Origin of the sequence: Helicobacter sp. MIT 11-5569, assembly GCF_000765695.2 — a bacterium.
Lineage (GTDB): Bacteria > Campylobacterota > Campylobacteria > Campylobacterales > Helicobacteraceae > Helicobacter_D.
Genome location: NZ_JRPB02000014.1, coordinates 1 through 20,260, shown reverse-complemented (window position 1 = coordinate 20,260; position 20,260 = coordinate 1). Strand labels below are relative to the sequence as shown.

Annotated in this window: 20 protein-coding genes; 5 read left to right on the top strand and 15 right to left on the bottom strand. The window is 35.0% G+C overall.

Annotation, left to right across the window (positions count from 1 at the left end):
• The first annotated feature begins 101 nt into the window (after positions 1-101).
• From LS70_RS09070 to LS70_RS09050, 5 genes are all read left to right on the top strand, one after another.
• Positions 102-2,084 (top strand): STT3 domain-containing protein, encoded by a 1,983-nt coding sequence (locus LS70_RS09070; protein WP_034287087.1) that lies wholly within the window; start codon positions 102-104, stop codon positions 2,082-2,084.
• Between the two features lie 10 nt (positions 2,085-2,094).
• Positions 2,095-2,565, top strand: coding sequence for a cyclic pyranopterin monophosphate synthase MoaC (gene moaC / locus LS70_RS09065; RefSeq protein ID WP_034287089.1), 471 nt, complete (start codon positions 2,095-2,097; stop codon positions 2,563-2,565).
• 108 nt (positions 2,566-2,673) lie between these two features.
• Positions 2,674-2,973, top strand: coding sequence for a hypothetical protein (locus LS70_RS09060; RefSeq protein ID WP_052083258.1), 300 nt, complete (start codon positions 2,674-2,676; stop codon positions 2,971-2,973).
• 182 nt (positions 2,974-3,155) lie between these two features.
• Positions 3,156-4,226, top strand: a complete 1,071-nt coding sequence (locus LS70_RS09055; protein WP_034287091.1) for a Cj0069 family protein — start codon at positions 3,156-3,158, stop codon at positions 4,224-4,226.
• A gap of 116 nt (positions 4,227-4,342) precedes the next feature.
• Entirely contained in the window at positions 4,343-4,903 is a 561-nt protein-coding gene (locus tag LS70_RS09050) for a hypothetical protein (RefSeq protein WP_034287104.1), read from the top strand.
• Positions 4,904-4,962: 59 nt separating this feature from the next.
• On the opposite strand, the gene nuoN is transcribed toward LS70_RS09050, so the two are convergent.
• The 15 genes from nuoN to LS70_RS08975 all read right to left on the bottom strand — a co-directional run bounded on the left by nuoN (position 4,963) and on the right by LS70_RS08975 (position 20,074).
• A complete protein-coding gene (gene nuoN / locus LS70_RS09045; protein ID WP_034287111.1) occupies positions 4,963-6,450 on the bottom strand; it encodes an NADH-quinone oxidoreductase subunit NuoN in 1,488 nt (495 codons plus the stop codon).
• Positions 6,451-8,046: an NADH-quinone oxidoreductase subunit M gene (locus tag LS70_RS09040; RefSeq protein WP_034287112.1), complete on the bottom strand. Its 1,596-nt coding sequence runs from the start codon at positions 8,044-8,046 to the stop codon at positions 6,451-6,453.
• On the bottom strand, positions 8,031-9,893 hold the full coding sequence (nuoL, locus tag LS70_RS09035; RefSeq protein WP_034287113.1) for an NADH-quinone oxidoreductase subunit L: 1,863 nt from the start codon (positions 9,891-9,893) through the stop codon (positions 8,031-8,033). The genes LS70_RS09040 and nuoL overlap by 16 nt, the downstream gene beginning before the upstream one ends.
• A gap of 3 nt (positions 9,894-9,896) precedes the next feature.
• Positions 9,897-10,199: an NADH-quinone oxidoreductase subunit NuoK gene (gene nuoK / locus LS70_RS09030; protein WP_034287114.1), complete on the bottom strand. Its 303-nt coding sequence runs from the start codon at positions 10,197-10,199 to the stop codon at positions 9,897-9,899.
• Positions 10,186-10,752 carry an NADH-quinone oxidoreductase subunit J gene (locus LS70_RS09025; protein ID WP_034287120.1) on the bottom strand — a complete coding sequence of 189 codons (567 nt, stop codon included), beginning with the start codon at positions 10,750-10,752 and terminating at the stop codon, positions 10,186-10,188. The genes nuoK and LS70_RS09025 overlap by 14 nt, the downstream gene beginning before the upstream one ends.
• Positions 10,752-11,408, bottom strand: coding sequence for an NADH-quinone oxidoreductase subunit NuoI (gene nuoI, locus LS70_RS09020; protein WP_034287121.1), 657 nt, complete (start codon positions 11,406-11,408; stop codon positions 10,752-10,754). The genes LS70_RS09025 and nuoI overlap by 1 nt, the downstream gene beginning before the upstream one ends.
• Complete coding sequence (gene nuoH, locus LS70_RS09015) at positions 11,405-12,403, bottom strand: NADH-quinone oxidoreductase subunit NuoH (protein WP_034287122.1); 999 nt, start codon at positions 12,401-12,403, stop codon at positions 11,405-11,407. The genes nuoI and nuoH overlap by 4 nt, the downstream gene beginning before the upstream one ends.
• On the bottom strand, positions 12,400-14,871 hold the full coding sequence (locus tag LS70_RS09010) for an NADH-quinone oxidoreductase subunit G (RefSeq protein ID WP_034287123.1): 2,472 nt from the start codon (positions 14,869-14,871) through the stop codon (positions 12,400-12,402). Before LS70_RS09010 ends, nuoH begins: the two co-directional genes overlap by 4 nt.
• A complete protein-coding gene (locus LS70_RS09005) occupies positions 14,871-15,713 on the bottom strand; it encodes a hypothetical protein (RefSeq protein WP_052083259.1) in 843 nt (280 codons plus the stop codon). The genes LS70_RS09010 and LS70_RS09005 overlap by 1 nt, the downstream gene beginning before the upstream one ends.
• Positions 15,710-15,955, bottom strand: a complete 246-nt coding sequence (locus tag LS70_RS09000; RefSeq protein WP_034287124.1) for an NADH-ubiquinone oxidoreductase subunit E family protein — start codon at positions 15,953-15,955, stop codon at positions 15,710-15,712. Before LS70_RS09000 ends, LS70_RS09005 begins: the two co-directional genes overlap by 4 nt.
• Positions 15,952-17,181 carry an NADH dehydrogenase (quinone) subunit D gene (gene nuoD / locus LS70_RS08995; RefSeq protein ID WP_034287125.1) on the bottom strand — a complete coding sequence of 410 codons (1,230 nt, stop codon included), beginning with the start codon at positions 17,179-17,181 and terminating at the stop codon, positions 15,952-15,954. Before nuoD ends, LS70_RS09000 begins: the two co-directional genes overlap by 4 nt.
• A gap of 1 nt (position 17,182) precedes the next feature.
• Positions 17,183-17,986, bottom strand: coding sequence for an NADH-quinone oxidoreductase subunit C (locus LS70_RS08990; protein ID WP_201273985.1), 804 nt, complete (start codon positions 17,984-17,986; stop codon positions 17,183-17,185).
• Between the two features lie 9 nt (positions 17,987-17,995).
• Positions 17,996-18,505 carry a NuoB/complex I 20 kDa subunit family protein gene (locus tag LS70_RS08985; protein WP_034287128.1) on the bottom strand — a complete coding sequence of 170 codons (510 nt, stop codon included), beginning with the start codon at positions 18,503-18,505 and terminating at the stop codon, positions 17,996-17,998.
• On the bottom strand, positions 18,487-18,876 hold the full coding sequence (locus tag LS70_RS08980) for an NAD(P)H-quinone oxidoreductase subunit 3 (RefSeq protein ID WP_034287130.1): 390 nt from the start codon (positions 18,874-18,876) through the stop codon (positions 18,487-18,489). Before LS70_RS08980 ends, LS70_RS08985 begins: the two co-directional genes overlap by 19 nt.
• A gap of 370 nt (positions 18,877-19,246) precedes the next feature.
• Positions 19,247-20,074 carry a cysteine ABC transporter substrate-binding protein gene (locus tag LS70_RS08975; protein ID WP_034287132.1) on the bottom strand — a complete coding sequence of 276 codons (828 nt, stop codon included), beginning with the start codon at positions 20,072-20,074 and terminating at the stop codon, positions 19,247-19,249.
• Positions 20,075-20,260: the final 186 nt, after the last annotated feature.

The window sequence follows — 20,260 nt, the reverse complement described above, 5'->3', positions numbered from 1 at the left end:
AATCTCTAAAATATTGCAAAAAAAGCATTATAATCTACATTTTTAAACAAAAAAATAGATTAATCACAAAAACACTATAAGTATGTGTGTATTGGAGAATAATGCGCATTTTTTTACTCTCTAGCATAAGTGTATATTTTTTCTGCGTTGCTTTGCGCTTTTACTATCCTTTTGTTTTGGAATCCTATCCGCAATTTTTATATCACAACGCTTGGCTATTAAACACTAACGATGGTTATTTTTATGCACAAGGCGCAAAAGATATTTTATTGTTTCTACAAAATTTCACTAATGATTCCTTGCAAGATTCCTTATTAAAATCCACGCTGAATTCCCCCATACATGAACCTTTAGCAATCATCACTGCAAGCATTGCTTATCTTACTCCTTTTTCTTTGGAGCAAGTGTTATTTTATCTTTCAGGATTTATGGGAACACTCATTGTTTTTCCTACAATGTGGCTGACAAAAGCATTTGGGATTCTACCTTCAATCTTAGCAGGACTTTTAAGCGCGCTTAGTGTTAGTTATTATAACCGCACTATTTTTGGCTATTATGATACTGATATGCTAATTTTGCCACTTTGTTTAGGCATTTGTGCATTAATTTTACAGAAAAATCCACGCTATACTTTGGGATTCTTATTTGCCTTAAGTGTTTTTGCATTGCTTTATTATCCAAATTTACGCTATGTATTTTTAGGCTTTATTGCAATTTTAGTATTTTTTAAAGACAAGCGCGCAGCACTTATTATTTTGATGCTAAGCATTCCTTTTGCGCTTTATATACCTTTATTACCATTTTATATTGGCACACCACTATGGATATTAGTTGGTTTAGCTTTGAGTTTTGTGAGCATTCCACAAAAATTCTTTTGGCTCTATCTTTGCGCTTTTACGCTTTTTGTGCTTTATATTTTATTTCCTAGCTTTTTAAATGCTCCTTTTATTAGCACGCTTTTTAATGCACCTTTAAACCCTAAAAATGCAGAATCTCTCCCGTTTTTAAATGTTTTAGATTCCATTGCAGAAACTTCAAAAATCTCTTTTTTTGCTCTGGCAAACCGCGTTAGCGGAAATCTTGTGCTTTTTTTATTAAGTCTTTTGGGTTATTGTTATTTGGTGTATAAACAAAGGGAATTTCTTATCTTTTTGCCGCTTTTATTCTTAGGATTTTTTGCACTCGCACAAGGGCTTAGATTTAGCTTTTATGCTGTGCCTGTTTGCGCACTTGGATTAAGCTATCTTTTTGCGATTTTTTCCAATAAGATTCCATTGCATTTTATTTTACGCCTTGCCTTTATTGCTTTAATTCTCTCTCCACATCTTATGCATATCAAATCCTACACTCCAAAGCCCATTTTAGATTCCACAGAAGCAAATCTTTTATATGCAATCCCGTCTAAAAATGGAGATTTTGCGCTTTCATGGTGGGATTATGGTTATATGATTAATTATTTTAGCAATCTTAATGTTTTTATTGATGGCGGCAAACATTTAGGCAAACAAAACTATCCTATAAGCTTATTTCTTAGCCATTCTGACAATCACTTTAGCTATAAAATTGCTAAAACTTTACTTGATGGCACAATAGACAAACACCAAAATGCACCAAATTTCACAGAATCCCTACTTTCTCACCCTATCGCAAACCACACCAAAAATCTCTATATTATTCTTTTTCTTGACATGTTAGAAATTTTTCCAAGCATTGTTTCTTTTAGTGCTTTTGATACAATCACACACAAAGCGATTCCTTTAAAATTTTTCTCCCTTAGCCAAAATACAAAATCCCAAAAAGCGTATTTTAAAAACAATTTCATCTTAGATTTAAAAAGAGGAATCCTAAGCCCAAACCACCAACAAATTGCAAAACTTATCAGCCTAAAAACAAACCAAACACAACATTTCAATCCAAAAAGCCCACTAAGTGCGCTAGAGCTAAAAGATGGCAGAATCGTATTGTGCGATACAAGCTATTTTGAGAGTTTTTATTTTCAAGGATTATTTTTTGAGACATTAAACCCTAACTTATTCCAAAAAGTGCTAAAAAATGACAAAATTACAATTTACAAACTCCTTTAAAGGATTTAGAATGAAACTCACACATTTAGATGAAAACCAAAACCCAAAAATGGTAGATGTTTCCGCTAAGGATTCCACACAAAGAGAAGCGATTGCAAGCGGTAAAATCACAATGAACAAAGAAGCATTTATCGCCATAAAAGAACAAAAAGTCAAAAAAGGAGCAGTTTTGCAAACTGCAATTATTGCCGCTATTATGGGAGCAAAACGCACTTCAGAACTCATTCCTATGTGCCACCCATTATTTTTAAGTAGCATTAAATGCGATATTGAAGAAATTCCAGAAGAAAATGCTTTTATTTTAAAAGTGCGTGCAAAGACTCTTGGGCAAACAGGTGTAGAAATGGAAGCATTAATGGGGGTTAATATCGGACTGCTAACAATTTATGATATGGTCAAAGCCATTGATAAAACAATGGTTTTAAGCGAAATTTGCTTACTTGAAAAAAGCGGGGGTAAAAGCGGACATTTTATGCGTTAATTTCTGACAAATAATAACAATTTGGCGAGATTTTAAAATCTTATTTTTATAAATATTTACTTTTTTTGCAAATGTCCGATATATGAAAAGCTCAACAAAGGAAATAAAATGGAAATTAATGGAGTTTCACAGCAAAATTACCAAAGCGGTTATGAGAGCGCAAAAGCTAATGCACAAGCTATTGGAGCAAGGTTGGTTAGCTATTATGAAACTGAGGATATGGCAATGACAACGGTTACTTCTGATATGGGCAAAAGCTCTAAAGAATTGCAAGAGGAACAACTAAAAAAGCTTCAAGAAAAACAAGAAGAAACTAAAAAAGAAAATTTACGCACAGAAAAAGAATCACAAAAGAATCTTATAGATAAAAAGGGAAACCAATCCATACATATTAGTCTTGATGTTTAGTGGTTTTAGACGAAATCACTTATTTGATTTGAAGCGATGATAATAATGACTTAAAATTCACAAATTATTGTATCATTATGCAACAATACATTAATTTATTCCAAAAGCACTTTAGAATCCTAAGAAATTTAAGCCTTATTTTGATACTTTTATAAATCATAATTCATTTTTGGAGGAAAGTCATGAAAAAGAATATTGTTTTCTTTGAAGCAGTTGGCGGAAGTGATAAAGGTGCAGATGGACACAGAAAAGACACTATGCCTATGGTGAATGCACTAAAAGATAAAGGCTGGAACGCAGAAGTCGTGCAACTTACTGATGATATTTTGCGTGATTCTAACAAACGCGAAGAAGTTTATAAAAAAGTGCGCGATAATGCTGATGGTTATGTTTCACGCGTGAATCCCGGAAATTTAAAAGAAGAGAAACTTTATTTTGATATTTTGCGCAAACTTTGTGCTGATGGGCTTGTTGGCATGCCTCACCCAGATGCAATGGTTGGCTATGGAGCAAAAGACGCATTAACAAAGCTTGCAGACACACCTTTAGTTCCAGATGATACTTATGCGTATTATGATATTGCAACTTTTAAAAGCACTTTTCCAAAATCTCTTGCTAAAGGCGAGCGCGTGCTTAAGCAAAATCGCGGTTCAACAGGTGAAGGAATTTGGCGTGTTAGATTAGAAGATGCTAGCAAATATAATTCTTGCGATTCCTTACCATTAGATACAAAAATCATCTGCACAGAAGCTAAAGATAATCATAGCGAAGAAAGAAAATTAGGCGAATTTATGGATTTCTGTGAGCAATACATCATTGGCGATAATGGAATGCTTGTAGATATGACTTTCTTACCTCGCATTAAAGAAGGTGAGATTAGAATCCTAATGCTTTATAAAACTCCTGTTTATGTCGTGCATAAAAAACCAGCAGAAGGCGGCGATGCGTTTAGCGCAACTCTCTTTAGTGGTGCAAAATATCGTTATGATGAGCCAAAAGATTGGCAAACTCTTGTAGATTGGTTCTTAGGACAACTCCCATCTATCAAATCTAAACTTGGTAATTATGATTTGCCACTCATTTGGACAGCAGATTTTATCTTAGATACAGATGAAAAAGGTGCAGACCGCTATATTTTAGGAGAAATTAACTGCTCTTGTGTTGGCTTTACAAGCCCAGAAGAATTTATGGCAAAAATTGCGGTAATGGTTGGTGATAATATCGTAAATATCGTAAGCGAGAAAAAAGCTTAGATTATTTCTTGTATTGCGCTTAAAGCGCAATACATCTCAAATTTGACTTCAGAAACTTTATACACAAATTATATTAGAATTAGCACATTTAATCCCAAATTGTAAAGGAATGTCTTTTGAAAAAGAAATTTTTACAACAAGCTTGTCTTATAGCAGTTAGTTCTTTGTTGCTTAGTGCTTGTAGCCAAAAATACCACACATTGCCAAATACACGCGTGGTTAAAACTTGTCCAACTCTACTTGTTACTTATGAATTTGGTTTTTTAAAACAAGGAGAATATGATGATTTAAATCTCCCAAATGAACGCATAAAATCACTAATCCAAGAAGGTTTGGAACAAAGTGGTTGTTTTGGACAAACGCAAGTAATATCAGACGCTTATAAACATTATCGCTTAGATGTTGTCTATGGAAATATTAGCACAAGAAGCGCAAGGGGAGGTTTTTTTCACTCTCAAACAAGTGATGCACTAGTTTTTGAAGTGCAACTCTCTTTTAATAGAATGGATGAAACAAGAATCTTTTATGGGAAGTCCAGCCTGCAAAACGACAATGAACAATATTGGCAAATTTTTGGGCAACCCTCAACCCTTGATGCAAATGAGATTCAAATCACCATACAAAATGCAATTAACTCTGCAATAAATGAGGCATCACGTAGCTTCTTAAAACAATAAATAAAAACAAAAGCCCCAAATCTTTATAAAAAGGGGCTTAAAAACTTTTTATAAGCAACCTACAGAAAACTACTTCCCACCAATCCAGATACTCCAAACAATAAACTATCGACAAAGAAGACTGAAAGACATACATAAATTGTTGCGATTCCAACAACAACTTTTAGTGGTAAAGTTGCATTTTGTAAATAAATATTTCCATCACTAATCAATGGATCTTTTAAAAACATATAAACAACAAGCTTTAAATAATAATATGCTGCAATTGCGCTGTTTAAAACCATGACAATAACTAAGAACAAATATCCACTATTCATTGCTGCGCTCATCAAATATACTTTTCCCCAGAATACTGAAAAAGGCGGAATCCCAGCAAGAGAAAACATAAATAATCCCATTATCACAGCAGCTAATGGGCATAATCTAATCAAACCAGAAAATTTTTCATAAGAGTGATCATAGCGTTTATCCCATATTTGTTCTTTTGTGCGTGAAATCCAAAGCATTGAGAAGATTCCAAGATTTGTAAAAAGAAATAAAATCCAATACATAAATAATGCGCTATATGCTTGTGTTCCACCAACCAGAACCGCACTAAAGGCAAATCCAGCATGCGAAATAGAGCTATAAGCGAGCATTCTTTTGACATCTTTTTGGACAAGTGCTACAAGATTTGGCAAAGTAATCGTCAATACAATGAGAAAATAAAATACATTATGCACCCACACAATATCCATAAAAAAGCTAAAAATTCTAATTGCCACAACAAGCACTGCAATTTTTGGCACAATAGACATAAAACCTGCTAAAAAGGAATTTGAACCTTCATAAACATCAGGCGTCCAAGTATGAAATGGAACTAAAGATGCTTTAAATCCAAGCGAAGCAATAAAGAATACTACTCCACTCAATACTAAATAAGAAGGTTGATAGCTATTTATCTCCAATACTGCTTTCATTCCCATTAAATCTAAATGCCCACTTGCAGCATATAACAGCATAGAACCAAATGCAAAACATCCAGCAGAGAGAGAGCCCATTGTAAAATATTTAATTGCTGCTTCAAATGCTGTAGCACGATTATGCATCGCAATTAACGCATAAAGAGCTAGAGAGGCTGTTTCAAGCCCTAAAAAAATCACAATTAAATGGTCACTGCTTACCATAAATTGGAATCCTGCACACATTAATAAAAATAACGCATAATATTCTGGATATTGGAATTCGTGAAATTTATTATAACTTAGCGTTAAAGGTATAAATAAAATTGCAGCAACCAAAATAATCAATTGCCCAAGTAATGCAATACCATCAACTAAAATCAAATCAAAAAATGCCCTTTGCGCTCCATCAATGCTAAAAAACATAATGTAGCCAAGGTCAAGGGCTATAAATAACACTGCAAGCGTTGTATAGAGTTGCTTATTAGCACTCTTTAAGCACATATCCACCGCTAAAATAATAATCGCCCCAATAATAGCAACTAACATCGGGAAAATACTAAAAATATTTAAACTTTCAAATGATACACTAAATGGTTCTAACATTTATTTTCCCTCCTCTTGTGTGTTATTTCCCTCTTTTAATATTTCTTGTTCTTCCATTTCTTGCAAGCTTTGTTTGCTAGATTCTTGTATAAGCTCTAAGCCAAAAAAATCCATACTTTCTTGTGTTACGATTCTTGATTGCATAATTGCCAATACATTTTCAACACCCTTATTAATCGGTTCTAAGATAGGTTTTGGATATACTCCTAGCCAAATTACAATCACTACAAGAGGGAATAACGCACACCATTCTCGAGCATTTAAATCACTAAGTTTCATATTTTCTGTATGAACTAATTTACCAAAAAATGCCCTGCGATACAGATGCAACATATAAACAGCTCCCACAATAATGCTAATTCCAGCAATTCCAGCCATCACAGGAGAAACTTGAAAAAAGCCAAGCAAAGATAAAAACTCTCCAACAAAACCCATTGTTAAAGGTAATCCTGCAGAAGCCATCGCCATAATTCCAAAGACCGCTGCATAATTTGGCATTATTTTTGCGATTCCGCCAAACTCCGCAATAACTTTTGTGTGTCGCCTTTCATACAGCATTCCCACAAGCATAAACAATGCCCCACTAATAATCCCATGGCTTAGCATAAAAAATACAGAACCAGCAATTCCTTCAGTGTTTAATGCAAATATACCAATCATAATCACACCCATATGCGAAATAGAGCTATATGCAATAACTTGTTTAATATCTTCTTGCGCAAAAGCTACAAACGCTCCATAAATTACCATAATCAAAGATAAAACTGCCACAGGTATTAAAAGTGCAATACTTGCATCAGGGAATAGCGGCAAAGAAAAGCGCACAAAGCCGTAAGTTCCCATTTTTAATAACACTGCTGCAAGGATAATAGAACCAATTGTTGGTGCTTGCCCATGCGCATAAGGAAGCCAAGTGTGCAAAGGAAACATCGGCACTTTCACAGCAAGCCCTGCAAAAAACGCAACAAAAAGCCAAAGTTGTAGATTTTTTGGAATCGCACTTAAGCTATACCATTCTAAAAGTGAGAATGTCCAAACTCCACTGACATTAAAATAATAATATGCTAAAAATAAGATTCCAACAAGCATTAACATTGAACCCAAGAAAGTGTATAAGAAGAATTTTACAGCCGCGTAGATTCTACTTCCACTTCCCCAAGCACCGATAATATAAAGCATTGGGACTAAAGAGAGTTCCCAGAAGATATAAAACAAAATCATATCTAAAGCGCAAAATACTCCAATCATAATGCTCTCAAGACACAATAATGAAATGATTAGTTTTTTTGTCTCATGGGATTCATTAAGATAAATAAAGCCAATTAAGCTAATAAACGCGCTTAGCAGAATCAAAAATAATGAAATTCCATCTACTCCCACAAGATAGCTTACTCCAAAGCTTTCTACCAAAGAAAATGCAGTTACAAATTGGAATCCATCAGCACTCCCATCAAAACCATACCACAACAGCAAAGCCAAAGCAAATTCTATTGTGCTAATTACAACAGCATAAGCTTTAAGATTCTCTTTAATTCCAACTGCTAGTAAAGCACCAAGCAAAGGGAAAAAGATTAATAAGGTTAAAAGGTAGTCCATACGCCCTCCCTATAAATAAATACAAGCAAAAGTAACACCACTACTCCAAAGAACATAATTCTCAACATCCTAGATAAACTACCTCCTTGAATCCAACGCATACTCTCACCACTACTATTTAACATTCTAGCAATCATATCTACAATATAATCAATCACATGCTTATCTGCTAACCAAGAAAGTTTTGCGATTCTAAAATAATTTTGAATGAACAATTTATTATATAAAGCCGGAATAAAATATTGATGACTTAAAAGCTTATAAATAAAGGTTTCTTGCCATTTTGGTGAAAACCCTCCACTTTTATACTTAAAGACTGCAAATGCGATTCCACTTAAAGCAACACAAGATGTTAAAAGAATCAAAGTCCAAAGTGTTTTACTCTCTAAATCTGCCCTAAAATCTGGAAGCGTTTGTAAGATAAAATGATGAAAATATCCTTCAAATAATCCTGCAAAGACTGCTAAAACACCTAAAGGCAACATTGCATAAAGCATATAAGAATACGCTTCATGAGGATGATTTTCTGTATGTTTCTTCTCTCCAAAAAACACAAGCATAATCAATCTAAAACTATAAAATGCTGTTAAAAATGCACCAAGCAATAATGCTCCCCACAATACATACGCACCACTTCCAAAAGCAGCTTCTAAAATTTTATCTTTAGAGAAAAAGCCAGAGAATGGATAGATTCCAGCCAATGCAACAGATGCTAGAATCATAAGAATTGCTGTATATTTTAAAGGTTGATACAATGCACCCATTTTGGAAATATCTAATTTATCATGCATTGCGTGCATTACATTTCCTGCACCCAAGAACAATAAAGATTTGAAAAACGCATGCGTTGCAAGGTGAAATAATGCAATCCAATATGCTTCTAATCCAGCGGCTACAAACATATAACCGAGTTGAGAAAGCGTAGAATACGCAATAATGCGTTTTAAATCTTTATTAACAAGTGCCATTGTCGCTGCAAATACTGCCACAAAAGCACCCAAACACGCAATAGCAAATCCAACTTCTGGAATCATAGAATACAAAGGATTTGCACGAATCACCAAATACACACCTGCAGTTACCATTGTCGCAGCATGGATTAATGCAGAAACAGGTGTTGGACCTTCCATTGCATCGGCAAGCCAAGTGTGTAAAGGAAATTGCGCACTTTTTCCCATTGCTCCTACAAATAGCAACACACCAATAGCAATTAAAATCCCTTTAGGTGCTTCATAAATAGTGCTTAAGACTTCTTCGTAATTTAAACTTCCAAACGTCCAATAAATCAAAAAGATTCCAAGCAACATTCCTAAATCCGCAACACGATTCATAATAAACGCTTCATTTGCAGCAAAGGAAGCAGAATCACGTTCATACCAAAATCCAATTAACATCCAAGAACATAACCCAACGCCTTCCCAGCCGATAAATAATCCTGCAAAATTATCACTCATAACAAGAATCAGCATAGAAAATACAAATGCACTCAAATACACAAAGAAACGATTGAAACTTGCGTCATGGCTCATATATCCAATAGAATAAATATGCACACAAAGTGAAACTAAAGTTACAACAAGCATCATTGTTACACTCACACTATCCACTAAAAACCCAAAAGGAATATAAAGCCCTCCTGCCCCAATCCAATCCATTAAAGTAACCCTTAATGCGATTCCACCTTGAAAGATATAAATAAAAAGTAGCAAAGAAGCAAAAAAGGATACACCAAGCATTAACGATGCAAAAATTCCAACACCTGTAAATTTTTTCTTAGAAGCAAATGGAATCCCAAAGATTGAACCAACAAGCGGAGCAAATAATGCACTATATAAGATGACTTCCATTCTCTAACCTTCCATAATTTTCAATTGGTCTAAATCTAGCGTATGGTATTTTTTATACCAAGCAATCAATAATCCAACCCCAATAGCAACCTCACTTGCTGCAACTGCTAAGATAAAAAATGCAAACATTTGCCCATTTAAATCCCCCAAATGCTTACCAACTGCTACAAATCCCACACTTACAGCACTCAAAACAATTTCTGTTGCAAAAAAAAGCATTAACAAGTTTTTGCGCCTAAGCATTCCAAACACACCAACAATAAACATCAAAGCAGATAAAATTAAATAATGATTAAGCGTTATCATAAGATTCTCCTTTAGGGGATTGTTCATTTAAAGTTAGAGAATAACGCATTCCTTTCCCTGCCAAAACAATTCCAGCAATCATTGCTACAAGCAGCATAATTGCAGCAATCTCAAAAGGAATAAGGAATTTTGTAAAGAGCACATAACCTACCATCTGCACATTACCAATACCTGCTTGTATTGGATTTTGCGCTTGTAGTTGTGTGAGATTCTGTGCAATGATAGGAGCAACAACAATTAATACAAGCAATAACGCGCCCATTCCACTTAAAAAAAACAATACTCTAGGATTCTCTATTTTTTCGTTTTCTAGTTTTTGACTATCAAAGAACATCATCGCAAACGCATAAAGTGCAATCACGGCTCCAGTATAAACTACAATTTGCACAACACCCAAAAATTCAGCTCCTAATAAAAAGAAAAAAGCTGAAACAAACATCATTCCAGCAGCAAGCGCACTTAAAGCATATAAAATATTTTTAGTTGTTACAACAATTAAAAACATCGCTAAAGTCAATGCGCAAAAGAAATAAAATGCAATCGCTTCAAACATTATCCAACCTCCACTTGAGATTCCATTTTTTTAGAATCCCCATCTTCTGGTTTAATCTCTTGTGATTTTTCTTCTATGTATTTTAGAGGTGTTGCTTTAATGCGTTTATCTGCATCTATGCTCACGCTTCCTACGCCATCAAACTCATAATCATTACCACTTAACACCTTATCAATCGGTGTTAGCATATCAGCCTTAAGCGCAAAAGAAGCACGTTGCTCACTTGCATTTTCATAGCGATTCCCATGCACGATAGCAAGCTCTGGACAAACTTCTGCGCACAAGCCACAATAAATACAACGTCCAAAATTAATACTATATTCAAACACAACTTTACGCTTATCTTCCCCGTAGCCTGTTTCCATACGGATACAATTTGCTACACAGATTTTCTCACATAGCCCACAACCAATACATCGCTCATTACCGCTATCTAACAAGCGTTTAAGCTCATGCACAGCTCTATAACGCGGACTTAAAGGGAGTTTTTCCAAAGGATATTGCACAGTGTGGATTTGCGCTTTACACAATTCCTTAAACACCAGCCAAAGCCCGACAAACAACTCTCCTTTTAATGCGCGATTCCAAAATCTTACAAACTTTTGTGTTTGCGTCAAAGGTAGAGTTTTTTCAAAAATCTTTACATATTGGCTCAATTTCCACCTCCTAAAACAACAACTCCTGTAACAAAAACATTTAAAAGTGCTAAAGGAAATAAAACTCTCCAGCATAATCCCATTAATTGGTCAGGACGCACATGTGGATATGCTGCCCTAGCCCACATAAATAAGAATATAAAAAACATTACCTTTAGAATAATTGCAATTCCTCCAGGAATAAACCAAAGCGAATTGAATCCTCCCAAAAATATTAAAGAGACAACAAAAGAGAGTGAAATCATGCTTGCATATTCACCAATAAAAAACATTCCCCAACGCATACCTGCATATTCTGTTGCATATCCTGCGACAATTTCTGCTTCATGCTCTAGTAAATCAAAAGGCGTTCGATTCAACTCTGCATACCCTGCAAATAAAAACAATAAAAACGCTAAAGGCTGTGAAAATACTAACCAATCTGTAATTCCTCCATTTTGATAGTTATTAACATCTATCAAAGAAAGAGAACCCACAAGCATCAAAGGTGCAAGCAAAGATAAACCAGAAACAACTTCAAAGCTTAATAACTGCACCGCTGTTCTTGCAGCACCTAAAAGAGACCATTTACTATTTGCGCTAATTCCAGCAAGCAAAGGACCATACAGCCCAGCTGCCCCGACACCTAACACAAATAAGATTCCAACATTAATATCAGAAACAATAGGCTGAATGGTGCGCCCGAACAACTCAAATTCTGGAAAAAATGGAATCGGAGCCATAGCAATAAACGCAGTTGCTGCAGTAATTGTTGGTGCGATTCTAAAAATCAAACGATTTGCACCACTTGGCACAATATCTTCTTTTGTAAAAAGCTTGATTCCATCGGCTAAAATCTGTAAAACTCCAAATGGACCCACGATTGTTGGACCTAACCTTCTTTGAAAAAATGCTAACACTTTGCGCTCGACATAAGTTGTAAATCCAGCAAGTGCCGAAAAGATTAACACCAAAAGTAGAATTTTAATTAATGTTTCAATAATATAAGCTATCATTTTAAGACCTTTATAGAAGCATTTGCATAGCGTGAATTTGTAAATCCACTCTCTACTCCACACACACCAAGAGCTGCAAAAGTCCCTTGCATTCCCTTATCAATACTCACTTCTGCTTGCGCAATTACTCCGTTTAAGAAATCAATCTCCACTCTATCTCCCTCATTGATTCCAAGCTTTTGGGCATATTCCTTGCTAACTTGCAATCCATTTTTGGAATCTAGTTGCGTCGATGCAAGCGTGCTAAGAGAAAAATGTGCCACGCTATTACGCGCATAAAGATTATAAGAGCCTAAAGATTCTAACTTTAATGGTGTAATTTCAATCTCTTTTTTAGGATAATGTGCATCCAATAAATATCCGCGAATTTCTGTGCCATCGTTTGCAAATCCAAACTGCAAATCATCATAAACAATACTCTTAAAACCTTTTGAAAGCGGTAATTCTTGTGTATAATCAATAGTGTATTCTTTTTCTAAGCCCAACGCCTTAGCAATATCGTTAAAACAATATCCATGATAAGGTGTTGCAGGAGCGATAGGAACGACACGTTTATCAACATTAACAAGTGTTCCTTCTTGCTCATTTAAATAAGGCAATTGTAAAGCATTGCAAGCCTGTGTGCCAATTTTGTATTTTCCATCGACATTGTAACCAATGCTATACCCTTCCCCTTCCTTATCCAAACTACAAATCAATGCGATTCCAAGTGCGTTTGTCGTAGGGGGCAGCAACATCACTTTGACAGAACTTAATGCTTCAATATATCCTAAAATCCTAGAAATATTTTCTGCATTCCTTGCTTCATAAACATCAAACCCTACAATCAAAATAGGATTTTTTGCTCCATTTAATGCACTTTTAGTATTTTCTATTGCAGTTCTTATAGATTCTCCACAATACGCATACAGAGTGCTTGTTACGACTTCTACTTCTTCTTCTAATATTTCTGTAATTTCTTTTTCTGCAAAAGTTGTTTTACCTTCTGCATCTAAAACTACATTACCCTCACTATCACGCGCCTCTTCTTTGATTTTTTTCTTTACTTCTTTTTTGAGAATTTGCTTTTCTTTTTGCTCAAAAGATTCAATTTGCTCTCTTAAATGCTTAGGCATTGTCTCTCTACTAATACACGCATCAGCTAGCAAAAGAGCCATTGCCTCTTCACTATCAGGCTGATAGATTCCATTAATCGGAGTTTTTACAAAATTATTTAGGACAACATCTTCCATTGTATGAAAACAAGCTAGATTTGCTCCCTTATTTTGTTTCATTGCATTATTAATACTATGTGTTACCACTGGCATATCATAACTAAGTGCTCCACCAAAAGTCATCACAAATGTGCTTTTTGTAATTTCTTTTTGTGTTGCACTCCCTAAATTCCCAGTAATCTGGCTAAAAGATTCTAAAAACTTCTTAAAAGGATATACGCTATTGCATACCAACTTATAACCAAACTTCTCTTTTAGTAACTCTAGCATTAAAGCTTCTTCATTACTAACATCACCTGCAAATTTTATAATCTGCGCTTCTTTAAAGGCTGCAATAGTTTTGTTAAAGGATTCCAAATCTTTTTTAATATGCTGGTTATTTACACTAAAAGCTAAACGTCCAGCAGGACAAAGTGTAGAAAAATTCCAATCACTTACAACACGATAAACTTCTTTTTCTCCTCCGCCGATTCCTTTTTGCTTGACTTCATAAGTAAGAGCACAACCATTACCACAATGCGCACAAGTGCTATCAATCTTTTCTAACTCCCAAGCATTAGAACGATATTGAAAATGTCCAATAGTGAGCGCACCAACTGGACACACGCTTACACATTCTCCACAATCTCCACAAGCATCAGCTTCCACACCATTTAGCCCAATCAAAGATTTTTTAAATTTCGTCCAAACACCATAAGCATCTTTTGGCATACTCTCTTTATAGGCTTTATCTGGCATTTCTCCATCATATTTTAATGCTTTAATATGTGATTTTCCAATCTTATCCTTGCATAGAGTTACACAACGTTCACACACGATACATAAATTCGGGTCATAAACAGCTTTTCCCCATTTATCAAATGCCTTATAAGTATCCTTTAATGCGTAATTTTGCTCTCTAACTCCTACATAATGCGTGTAATTTTGTAATTCGCACTCACCACTTTTATCGCAAACTCCACACTGCAAAGGGTGATTCACATCATAAGCCTGCATAATTGCTACACGCTCTTCTTCAATCTCTGGGGTATTTACCACAACTTTCATTCCATCTTTGACTTTTGCATTGCATGCATATACACGCTTTCCGTCAGCTTCCACCATACACATTTTACAAGCAAGCGTAGGTGATGCGCAAGAGAGATAGCAGATTGCTGGAATAAAAATAGAATTTGCACGCGCAACATTTAAAATACTTTCACCCTCAACACAAGACACTTCACAGCCATCAATTGTTACTTTTATTTCTTCCATTACGCCACCTTGCTTAAACTTACAAGTTGATAACAAAAACCATTTTGCAACTTCTCTCTAGAAGCCCATAAGATTCCAACCATTCCTCTAAACTCCATATTACATTGCATGTTTGCTAAAACTTCTTGATTAGATTCCAAAAATCTCACCTTCACATCTGAATTTTCTTGTATTTTACTCACAGAACAAAACTGCTTTGAAACTTCTAACAAACCCTCTTTTTTAGGATTCTCTTGCACATAGACAACCAAGCCATCATAACTATCAACCTCTTCTAAAGGAGCAATTTTCGCACACTCTTGTGAAGTTACTTTTGCGCAAGATTCCAAAAAGATAATCTTTAAATTTTGTAGTGTTGAAGTAAGTAAAGCCAAAATTTTTGCAATATTGCTTGCTTTTTTGTGTGTTGCTAAATCACCGCCAATAAGAAGCGTCAAACCCGACTCTGTATAACTTTGCACAATCTCTTCCAATTCTTCTTCAGAAAAATTACATTCAGAAGCCAAATAACCTACATCAACAGTTTTAGCAAATTCCTTTAATTGTTCATCTCCAAAAGCACTTAATCCATACGCAAGCAACGCAATCACTGCTTCTTCAGAACCCACTTCATAAACAAATTGCGTAAAATCACAAGGATTAAAATGCAAAGGATGCAATAAAAAAACTTGATTTTTTGAAGAATCCAAATCTATTCCTTTTTCTTGCAATGTAAAAGCAAAGTCCTCTACAAATCCACCCAAAAGCAAGAGGTTTTTATCCTTTAATGTATTTTTATCTAGCGATTCTGCGAAAGTCGCCTTACCACCATTTCCCAAAAAGGATTCCACTAAGGCACTCATTTGGCAACCCTTGCGGTTTCTTTTCTCACAACAATCGTCCAATCCACTTCATTAAAACGCAAAGAGTTTAGCAATGTATTTCCGCTTACTTCCACTACATCAGCACTTTTTTGGACATTATCAAAATCTAGCACTTCAAAAAGAAAAATTCCAACTTCACCTACTTCTAATTCAGATTCCAAAATCTTCTGCAAACGTTCACAAAAATTGTTTTTTAAATGCCGTAAATCAAAACGTTTCATCGGTCAATCTCCCCAAAGACTATATTTGTGTTTCCAATAATTGTTACAACATCCGCGAGATAATGTCCGGGTAGTAAATCTTGCAAAACTCCTGTATGGAAAAAGCTTGGAGTGCGCATTTTTACACGATAAGGATAAGGCTCGCCTTCAGAACGAATAAAGAACCCAAGCTCGCCTTTTGGAGATTCCGTTGGCACATAAATTTCACCAACTGGTGGGCGCATACCTTGTGTAACCAAAACAAAATGCTGCATTAAAGAGTAATTTTGTGTCATAATTTGCTCTTTTGGGGCAGAAAAATACCGCGTATCTTCACACATTAAAAGAGTATCTGTATCTTCATATTTGTCAATAAGCTGATAAAGCAAACGGATACTTTGGCGCATTTCTTCCATATATAGCAAATAACGCCCATAACTATCACAACTATCACTTATAGGAATATCAAACTCTAATTCATCATACATTTCATAGGGCTCTTCTTTGCGAATATCCCACTCGATTCCACTTCCGCGCAATAAAACTCCACTTAATCCCCAGCTTTTTGCCATTTGCGGACTTACAACACCTACATTTTCTAAACGCATTCGCCAAATTCTATTCTCGCTCAAAATTCCTTCGTATAATTTAATCTGCTCTGGTAATGCTTCTAAAAAAGCTTTTAATTTTGCAATCCAATCTTTTGGTAAATCTAGTGGAACTCCCCCAATTCTAACACTAGAATGCGTTAATCTTGCCCCACAATAATCCTCAATCAAATCAATCCCAAATTCACGCTCCCTAAAGCAATACAAAAAAATACTCATTGCACCAACATCAAGAGCATGTGTAGCTAACCAAAAAAGATGCGAGATAATGCGATTAAGCTCTAAAAGCATTGTGCGAATCACTTTTGCGCGTCTAGGAACTTCCACTCCTAATAATTTCTCTACACTTAAGGCAAATGCGTAGTTATTAGAGCTTGCAGCAATATAATCCATTCTATCAGTTGTCGGCAAAAACTCATTATAAATCATATTTTCTGCCATTTTTTCCATTCCACGATGCAAATACCCAACATCAGGAGTTGCCTTGACTACCTTTTCGCCCTCTAATTCCAAAATTAAGCGTAATTGCCCATGCGCACTTGGGTGTTGAGGACCAAAATTGACAACCATTACATTATCGCTAATGCGATCAAAAGCGACATTTTCATAAAAGGGCATTAATTTATTAGGTTGTTGCATACTACTTCCTTTCCTTAAGCTCTTTTGTAGATTCTGGAGTTAATTTTTTCACAAACAACACGCCATCTTCTTCTTGATAAGTAATGGGTTGTGGCTTCTCTGCGCCTTTTTCTATTTTTTGTCCATATCCTACTTCATAGCCCAAATGTGAAAAACGTTTAGAATCGTAACGATCCACACGCGCAGGCTCTCTCTGCTCTGCACCAATGACTTCACGATATTCTTTTCCAAAGATGGTATCCACTTCATACCATTGTGCCGCTTCATCACCTTGTAATGGATAACTTTTAAGCAAAGGATGTCCCACCCAATCATCTGGCATTATAATACGCTTAGGATAAGGATGATTCAAAGGTAGAATCCCAAACATATCATACATTTCTCTTTCGCTCCAATTTGCACTACTAAATAATCTGCTTACAGATTCTATTCTTTCATTCTTTTTTAAAAAAGTCTTAACGCGCAAACGTTTGACTTTTTGTATAGACAATAATTGATAAAAAATCTCAAAGCCTCCCTTGCTCTCTAAATAATCCATTGCACTTAGCTCGCTTAACACATCATAGCCTATCCCCTTTAGGATTTCTAAAGCTTTAAAAATAGAATCTTTTTCTACCCATACTACAAGTGTTCCACGCTCAATATAAGATTCCATAACCTTAATTTGCATACGCAATATTTCTACATCAGCAAGATATATATTATCACTCTCTATGCTTTCTCTAGGAATTTTAGGAGAAACATAAAATCTGTCTTTATAATTAACCTGTTTTTGTGCATTTTTCTTTGGTTTATACTCTCGCATAATACTCCTTTATACCAAACGCTTTGGAGCGACTGCACGTCTTGCTTTTTGCTTGCGAATCTTTTGCTGCAAAACCATAAGCGCATACTGCAATGTTTCTGGTCTTGGAGAACAGCCAGGTAGATAAATATCCACAGGTATGATTCTATCGACACCTTGCACTGTGGCATAAGTGTTAAACATACCCCCCGTATTTGCACAACTCCCCATAGAAATCACCCATTTAGGCTCTGGCATTTGATCATAAAGTCGCCTTACAAACTGCGCGTGTTTTTTCGTAACAGTCCCTGCAATAATCATCACATCACTTTGTCTAGGACTCGCCCTAAAAATCGTCCCAAATCTATCGAAATCATAACGACTAGCCCCTGTTGCCATCATTTCAATCGCACAACAAGCAAGCCCATAAGTCATCGCCCATAAAGAATTACTGCGCCCCCAATTTAATAACTTATCTACACTTGTTAGCGCAATAGGTAATCCACCACTTTTTAAATAATCTACTTCATGCTCTGCCATTGCAATGCTCCTTTTCTCCATGCATATACAAATCCAATAAGTAATAAAAATATAAATAACACCATTTCAACAAACCCAAAAATGCCTAAGATTTTAAAATCCACTGCCCATGGAAACATAAAAATAATTTCCACATCAAACAAAATAAACAATAACGCCATAATGTAAAACTGCGATGAGATTCTATTGGGCTGTTTAGTGGGAGCTAAACCACATTCATAAGGGGCTAACTTAAGTTTTTGACTATTTTTATTTGCCAACTTTCTGCCTACAAACCTTGAAAGAAAAGTTGTCGCCAAAAACGCCACAAATGTAAAAACAAAAATAACGAATACACCAAAATAAGGGTGTGCTACATCTAAATGAGACACGCGTTCTTCCTTGAAACTTTTTTGATTATCTTAGCGTAGTTTTCTTTAAATTTTAAAATTTTCCTTTAAAAAATTGTGTTTTGATTCCATATTTTAAGCATTTCTAAGAATATTTACAGAATAAAAATATAAAAATAAAGTAAAATTTTTCTTATCCTTTTGAGCCAAAACAACAGAAAACTTTTTATTTGATACTCTAATTTTATTTTTACAATCATGCCTTCAGAAGCTATAATATATACTGATACAAAAAGAAACACTTATATAATAAAAAGATTTTAATTAAAAGCTAGAACTACAAAAAGCTTAAATTTAAGAAAAGAGAATAAATAGAAAGGCAACACGCCACAAAATTCCTGTGGCGCGATGCTTATTTTACAAATAAAACAGCTTTTAACTGATCTTCTCCGTAAATTGGTGCTAATGTTTTTGTGTAAGCTTCTTCCATAAGACCATTTTCATTCAGCTTTGTAATTTCTTGATTAATCCACTCTAAAAGTGCAATATTACCCTTTTTAACAGCTGGAGCAATCACGTCTTCATCTCCTAACTTTCCAATTGTTACCACAAAATCAGGATTTTCTTTTACCCAAGCAAACAGCAATAAATTATCATGCGCTAACGCATCACCTCTGCCATCTTTTAATGCTAAGAATGCTTCTGTATTTTGGTCAAATTTTAACAATTCAATTTCTGGGTGATTTTTTGTAAAATAAAAGTCTGCGGTTGTGCCTTTATTAACAATTAATTTTTTTCCTTTTAAATCCGCTATATCTTTGATTGCACCATCTTTTGATACAACTCCTAGCGCAACTTTCATATAAGGTGCTGCAAAATCTACGACTTCTGCTCTCTCAGGAGTTTTAGTAAAGTTTGCCATAATCACATCTACTTTTCCACTTTTTAGGAATTCCACACGGCTTGCAGCTTCTACTAGCTCAAATTTTACCTTACTAGCATCTCCTAATAAATCTTTTGCCATTTCTCTTGCTAAATACACATCAAACCCATCATTCTCCCCCTTGTCATTCACAAAACCAAATGGAGGCTTATCACTAAAGACACCAATTGTGATAACACCCTTTTGTTTAATTGCAGACAAACCATCTTCACTAGAAGTTTGCGCACTATTTCCACATCCAGCAAAAACACCTATTGCAAAGACTGCCAAAAACGCTTTAAAAATTAGGTTTTTCATTAATTATTCCTTATAAAAATTTGCATAAAGCAAAATAATTTTATCAAGAAACCTTTTAAAGTCATTTTAAATTAAGTTAATAAAAAGATTCCACAGCAAAGTGCCTAGTATTGTGTAATTTATCAACCTTTATTGTTTATTGTTTTATACCTGTAAAATCATCAATCATTTTTTCTATTTTATTTT

Coding starts and splice junctions, on each gene's coding strand:
- nuoH (WP_034287122.1), bottom strand. CDS start 12,403: ATGATAGCTTATATTATTGAAACATTAATTAAAATTCTACTTTTGGTG.
- LS70_RS09005 (WP_052083259.1), bottom strand. CDS start 15,713: ATGAGTGCCTTAGTGGAATCCTTTTTGGGAAATGGTGGTAAGGCGACT.
- LS70_RS09000 (WP_034287124.1), bottom strand. CDS start 15,955: ATGAAACGTTTTGATTTACGGCATTTAAAAAACAATTTTTGTGAACGT.
- LS70_RS09055 (WP_034287091.1), top strand. CDS start 3,156: ATGAAAAAGAATATTGTTTTCTTTGAAGCAGTTGGCGGAAGTGATAAA.
- moaC (WP_034287089.1), top strand. CDS start 2,095: ATGAAACTCACACATTTAGATGAAAACCAAAACCCAAAAATGGTAGAT.
- LS70_RS09010 (WP_034287123.1), bottom strand. CDS start 14,871: ATGGAAGAAATAAAAGTAACAATTGATGGCTGTGAAGTGTCTTGTGTT.
- nuoL (WP_034287113.1), bottom strand. CDS start 9,893: ATGGAAGTCATCTTATATAGTGCATTATTTGCTCCGCTTGTTGGTTCA.
- LS70_RS09040 (WP_034287112.1), bottom strand. CDS start 8,046: ATGGACTACCTTTTAACCTTATTAATCTTTTTCCCTTTGCTTGGTGCT.
- LS70_RS08990 (WP_201273985.1), bottom strand. CDS start 17,986: ATGCGAGAGTATAAACCAAAGAAAAATGCACAAAAACAGGTTAATTAT.
- LS70_RS09070 (WP_034287087.1), top strand. CDS start 102: ATGCGCATTTTTTTACTCTCTAGCATAAGTGTATATTTTTTCTGCGTT.
- LS70_RS08985 (WP_034287128.1), bottom strand. CDS start 18,505: ATGGCAGAGCATGAAGTAGATTATTTAAAAAGTGGTGGATTACCTATT.
- LS70_RS09060 (WP_052083258.1), top strand. CDS start 2,674: ATGGAAATTAATGGAGTTTCACAGCAAAATTACCAAAGCGGTTATGAG.
- nuoD (WP_034287125.1), bottom strand. CDS start 17,181: ATGCAACAACCTAATAAATTAATGCCCTTTTATGAAAATGTCGCTTTT.
- nuoN (WP_034287111.1), bottom strand. CDS start 6,450: ATGTTAGAACCATTTAGTGTATCATTTGAAAGTTTAAATATTTTTAGT.
- LS70_RS08975 (WP_034287132.1), bottom strand. CDS start 20,074: ATGAAAAACCTAATTTTTAAAGCGTTTTTGGCAGTCTTTGCAATAGGT.
- LS70_RS09025 (WP_034287120.1), bottom strand. CDS start 10,752: ATGTTTGAAGCGATTGCATTTTATTTCTTTTGCGCATTGACTTTAGCG.
- nuoK (WP_034287114.1), bottom strand. CDS start 10,199: ATGATAACGCTTAATCATTATTTAATTTTATCTGCTTTGATGTTTATT.